Origin of the sequence: uncultured Photobacterium sp. (assembly GCF_947502415.1) — a bacterium.
In the GTDB taxonomy this organism is placed as follows: Bacteria; Pseudomonadota; Gammaproteobacteria; order Enterobacterales; family Vibrionaceae; genus Photobacterium.
Window position 1 is genome coordinate 1 of sequence record NZ_CANMZV010000055.1, and the last position, 4,255, is coordinate 4,255.

7 protein-coding genes and 1 pseudogene are annotated in these 4,255 nt (G+C 34.1%); 1 reads left to right on the forward strand and 7 read right to left on the reverse strand.

The genetic code is table 11. The features are described 5' to 3' along the window. Together Q0852_RS23245 and Q0852_RS23250 are read right to left on the reverse strand one after the other, a co-directional pair. The coding region (locus Q0852_RS23245; RefSeq protein WP_299022724.1) for a hypothetical protein at window positions 1-458 on the reverse strand (458 nt) is incomplete at its 3' end. 9 nt (window positions 459-467) lie between these two features. After that, window positions 468-1,061, reverse strand: coding sequence for a hypothetical protein (locus Q0852_RS23250; RefSeq protein ID WP_299022727.1), 594 nt, complete (start codon window positions 1,059-1,061; stop codon window positions 468-470). A gap of 280 nt (window positions 1,062-1,341) precedes the next feature. Between Q0852_RS23250 and Q0852_RS23255 the strand changes: the two genes are divergently transcribed. Then, entirely contained in the window at window positions 1,342-1,839 is a 498-nt protein-coding gene (locus Q0852_RS23255; RefSeq protein ID WP_299022730.1) for a hypothetical protein, read from the forward strand. Here Q0852_RS23255 and Q0852_RS23260 read toward each other — a convergent pair. The 5 genes and pseudogenes from Q0852_RS23260 to Q0852_RS23280 form a co-directional block, all read right to left on the reverse strand. Next, window positions 1,834-1,980, reverse strand: coding sequence for a hypothetical protein (locus Q0852_RS23260; RefSeq protein ID WP_299022733.1), 147 nt, complete (start codon window positions 1,978-1,980; stop codon window positions 1,834-1,836). The two genes, Q0852_RS23255 and Q0852_RS23260, sit on opposite strands and share 6 nt — an antisense overlap. Window positions 1,981-2,249: 269 nt before the next feature. Then, complete coding sequence (locus Q0852_RS23265; protein ID WP_299022735.1) at window positions 2,250-2,678, reverse strand: hypothetical protein; 429 nt, start codon at window positions 2,676-2,678, stop codon at window positions 2,250-2,252. Next, on the reverse strand, window positions 2,678-3,235 hold the full coding sequence (locus Q0852_RS23270; protein WP_299022737.1) for a hypothetical protein: 558 nt from the start codon (window positions 3,233-3,235) through the stop codon (window positions 2,678-2,680). The genes Q0852_RS23265 and Q0852_RS23270 overlap by 1 nt, the downstream gene beginning before the upstream one ends. Continuing rightward, entirely contained in the window at window positions 3,232-4,014 is a 783-nt protein-coding gene (locus Q0852_RS23275) for an AHH domain-containing protein (RefSeq protein WP_299022740.1), read from the reverse strand. The genes Q0852_RS23270 and Q0852_RS23275 overlap by 4 nt, the downstream gene beginning before the upstream one ends. Window positions 4,015-4,051: 37 nt before the next feature. Further along, window positions 4,052-4,255 (reverse strand): annotated as a pseudogene (locus Q0852_RS23280) (hypothetical protein); the annotation flags it as partial.

The window sequence follows — 4,255 nt, forward strand, 5'->3', positions numbered from 1 at the left end:
TTTTTTAGCAATTCAATCACACTATTATGAATAAACACATACCCAAAATCTTCTTCAAGTTTAAACATCAACCTTTCTTCAAGAGGAACATTTTCAAGTATTGTAAAATCCAGTTCTACTTCATCAAGATTTAACCAATTCAGCTTACCGTGCTGTTTTTGTTCATTTGTAAGACGATAAGTTTGATGAATATATGGCATACGTAAATTTTCGTAAACTTTAATCTGATCATCTTCTGGCTGACTTAGCGAACAATCAACTCGAGCATCTAACCACTCAACACCATGTTTAACTAACGCTTCCACTTTTGAAGCAACATCATCGATAATGAACAGCTTTGGAGAAAACGTCATTTCGAGTAGTAAATCAGGCTCAGAAGGCACGATACGCTGAGGAGTTTGTTGGAATGGGAATTGTTCAAAAACATTTTTAGATAAAATGTAATATTCATTTTTCATACATCCGCCTTATAAAATTGGAGCTTCTTCTGATGTGTTAAACGGGGTTATTTGAATAAGCTTCGCGCCATGAATAGAAAAATACTTATCGGCCGCATCAATAATCCTACCATCAAAGAAAATGGTGTCATCGGCGCCCTTAACTCGGAATACCAAGCGTTTATAAAGTGGGACTTTAAGTAATTTCTCATCAGAAATAAAGACGTTATGAACAAGCACGCGGCCTGAAGCCGGACTAATTTCAATAAAACTTTCATTCTCATCCAACACATCAATTACATTCTTAACCGACATCAAGTAACGGCCTTCTACTGTATCATCAGCTACTTTCAGCCTTGCCGGATAGATTTCAACCCCATATGGGTCAAAAGCCATAATTTTTTCGGCCACAATTGAATTGACTACACGATCGCCTTTATCAATAATATCTGGTAACTCATCAGCTAAACAATCTTCATCTTCCCATACAATTGGATAAAGAGAAGTCGTCGGCTGGTACGCATTATCTGAGTATAAAAATTCACGAACATCTACGTCGGTAAAAATTGAGTTTGTTGCATATACGTTCTCTGAAAACGTGCCTAAATCAACTGGTTTCATCATCAAATTTCAAACCTCTCATTGAAGCTCACAGCCAAACAACATTTTTAACTAACGCTTCCACTTTTGAAGCAACATCACTTATTATATACAACTTTGGTGAGAAACTAATATCTAATAAAGATCTGGTTCAATAAAAACAATTCGTTTCTTAGTTTTATGAAAAGGAAACCTTTCAACTAAGTTTTCCGACAAAAAATTGTATTCGTTTTTCATTGCTTAACCAACTAAAAATATAATATAATTATAGAACACTATCTTTCACAAAAGTCAATATTAATTCATGAGTATAGAAATCGAATCAAAGTTCATCAATATTAAGCAGGAAATTAAAATTAATAAAAAACTAGTTAAATCTATAATTGACTGCAAACCGCCAAAAAAAGTTTTGTTAACAGAAGGACAAATAGTATGTCCTTCTGTTTATTTTGAAACAATCGAGAATGATTATATTGATACCGATACAGGCATAGATTTTATCGAAGACTCTATAGTTCATGGTTACAATGTGGTTTCTTCTAAATTTGAAGAGAATTCATCTGAAGTTATAATTACTAGCCTACATCAACTCTCATTTCCTACAGAATCAGATATCACATACAAAGATGGGGTTATCACTTTTGGGCATATCGAGCCAGAGTGTATAATGATATTTAAGTTATCTAACACCCTATCAATCGTAGACAATGAGAGCAACTATGGTGATCTTAGCTGCGCATCAGACATACCATGCCCAGGTCACTTCGATGTATCGATTACAATCGAAAACTGGACACTATAATATCTCGCACTTAACACCTTCATCTTTAATAATTTCATAAACACCCTCATCCATTACGATAGAGTATTCATTATCAATATGAAAACGTGCTGCCTTTGATAGCAATATTCTTTCGCCATCCATGATAGCAAGTCGCTCCATTTACTATGACCTCTGATTTAACATCAAAACCCAAAACACCTCCATTTGGAGGTGTTATCTTCTTTATTCAAAACAGGTTAAACAGACTTAACGCAACATTTTCACTTTCAAATAATGAAGTTTCACATCATCCAAACTTTGTGAATTTAACTTATTATATTGCTTTTTTTGATTCGTTAAACGATAAGATTAGTTAATATATGGCATTAGAAAACCACCGTATGTTCAGTAATTAATCACACTAAAATATCCTAAAAAAACCTCTTATTTTAATACCTTCCATATGGAGCTGTTGTATCAAACCATACATCTTTTGCCCCAGCCTTCTTTAGTGCATTGAGAAAGTCAATGTTAATATAAAGTTTCTTTGTTTTATCAAAAACAAATGGTATATCACTATCACCTATTTCGATTACATTTACCTGAGGTATATCACCGAAATCTACAGACCAGTATGTATCAATAAGCTTATCAAATTCTTCTTCATCATCTAGGCTTTTTCTAAAATCAAGCTCTGCTTGCCATAAATTTAGTTTTTCCTTCCACTTAATATCTAAATTATCTAGTATATCTTCAAATAAAATAAGTGAGTTTTGCACTCCAAATAAAAAAAGAGCATCGGGCTCCATAAAAATTATCTTTGGTTTTTTTTCTGGAAGCACCTGAGCAATTCCATTTTTATTAAAGATAACAAACATTAAAACATCCCTTTAGTATAATCATCAACTGAAATAAACTCTAACCCCATAGGTTCAACTCTCATGATTTTTTCAACCAATGAATGATGAAATAAAACGGCTCCCCACCCTTTACAAACAAACATTAACCGTCTGTTTTCAGGTATTTTATTAAGTTTATCATCATCAAGCACCACCTTATTTAAGCCAGAAATTCTCCCACTTCTAGAAACCTTCTTGTACTCACTACGATTCAGATCAATACATTCTATTCTATTAGCCACTTGTGCCATATAAAAATTATATTCCCTAGAGTCATTTATAACAACCGGAGCCCAATTGACACCATAAATGTATTGTAAACCAGCATTTTCACATACTCGCTCAGAAAATGATATTCCAGGGAACTTTATGAAATCCTGAACTTTATAGTCAACATCCGGTTTAATGTCAGCGAATAGAGGAATAGGCTCTTGGGGATAAACGAAAATCGGACTAGGTAAAACCTCTGCGTACTTTTCAGGAAAGACATAGTATGGCATTGAAGTAGATTCAACGACAAAAAAATACTCACTCATTTCCCCACCTCTAATTTTCTTGGCTTCATAATAATCCCATTTCCATTTTTATACTCATGTATTAACACTCTTTGATTGGTATTCGTATCTATTTCTTTCGTTCGGTGTGAACAAGGTGTTCTTTTTTTGTTCTTCGACTCATCCAAACCATTTGAACAACCAATAAGGATACCACGCTTATAGTCTTTCCCATACCTGGATATAGTCCAAGTAAAGTCTGCCAAACAATCAAGAATATCTTCAGCCGCGCCTCTTAAGTCTTCGGTAAACTCATCTTTCTTACCTGCCTTACAATAATATTTTATTTTTGCGTTATCAAAAACTTCTTGAATCTCATCATCAACACCTTTTAAATACCTTAAGCCATTCTTATAAATTTTTTCACATTCACTATCAGGTATAGGTTCACCTTTATCAATATACTTTTCTTTTAAACTGGTATAAATTAGTCCGCGGTTATGATTTGATCTATGAACCTGAGTTTCAACTTGACAAGCAATCTGAGGGTTACTAGGAAACATAACTCCATTTTGATGCTCATTGATATCATAATCATAAGCCTTACGCCATCCTCTCCAATTCGGTGAGTTCAGGTTTTTATTTGTAATAATATGATGAGCCTCTAGTCCCCCAGCAGTACCAGCAACGTCCCTATCATACCAAGGGTGATTCGACAATGAACCTCTATGGCTTTCACTTGCAATATTTGAAGCTAACACGGTTCCTTTAGCTTCAATTAATTTTCTTTCTTTTATCTCTTTTTTCTTTGTGCCTTTCATTTACTTCTCTCTTAACATCAAAGCACCTAACATCAACTCAATATGCATCACACTTTTCAGGAGGTTTTCTACAAATAGGACACTTAAAAGTTTTCTTTTCATTCTTCTCATTAACCTTATCTTCACTTTTCTGTGATTGAGCTGTTTTACCGGTATCATGCTTGGTCTTCGCCGGATATTTTTTTTCGCTCTTTCCTAAAATTCGAGAAAACAGGTCATCAAACTCCCCCATTGCTTGCTG